1 protein-coding gene is annotated in these 764 nt (G+C 28.7%); it reads left to right on the plus strand.

All coding sequences use genetic code 11. The features are described 5' to 3' along the window. Window positions 1-310 precede the first annotated feature (310 nt). The gene (locus I6E31_12435) at window positions 311-652 is read left to right on the plus strand and encodes a hypothetical protein (protein MCF2640765.1); all 342 of its coding nucleotides are present in this window, start codon (window positions 311-313) and stop codon (window positions 650-652) included. The last annotated feature ends 112 nt before the right edge of the window (window positions 653-764 follow it).

Raw genomic sequence — 764 nt, forward strand, 5'->3', positions numbered from 1 at the left:
TAAATATATTGAGTAAAAGTAAAGTTGTGGACTTAGAAGTCCTATACAATAGAGGCGAACTGGACACGCCTGTAAGAATAAGAGTTGTATAGCAACTAAACTTCTTAAATAAAGTTTTAAACTTTTAGAACCCCGCAACTTTAGTTGTGGGAGGTTCAGAAATGTATTTAGCTATGGTTTATTTACTGATGTATCTCAAAAAACACCTACCCATTTAAAAAATATTTTTGGTAAATTAGCTTACTATTATAGTGGAATAAAGGAACTACCAACTTTTAAAAGTGTAAACATAGAGGTTGAATCTGAAGAGATGAATTATTCTGGAGAAGCTCTTATATTCTTTGTTTTCAATGGAAAAACAGCTGGAAATATCAATATAGCTTACAATAGTGAAATAACTGATGGACTGCTAGATGTAATTATTGTAAAGCCAGGATCAATAATTTCAACTATCTCTTCACTACTTAAATTCTTTAAAGGTGAGCATTTAGAGGAAAGTACAAATTTAATACACTTTAAAACTGCAAATTTAAAAGTTAATTGTAAAGATTTTAACAGTAACAATATTACAACAGATATTGATGGAGAGAAAGGTCCTGATTTTCCTTTAACTATCACTTGTCTTACTAATAGCTTAAATTTAATTTTTTAATAAAAACTTTTTTCAAGTGAAGAGCAATCTCTTCACTTTTTTATTTTTGGCTCTTTGTCAAATAGTGTTGGTGGAAAAAACAAATAAATTTTCAAGTAACTCCAGTGATTTT

It is taken from the genome of Fusobacterium varium (assembly GCA_021531615.1).
In the GTDB taxonomy this organism is placed as follows: domain Bacteria; phylum Fusobacteriota; class Fusobacteriia; order Fusobacteriales; family Fusobacteriaceae; genus Fusobacterium_A; species Fusobacterium_A varium_C.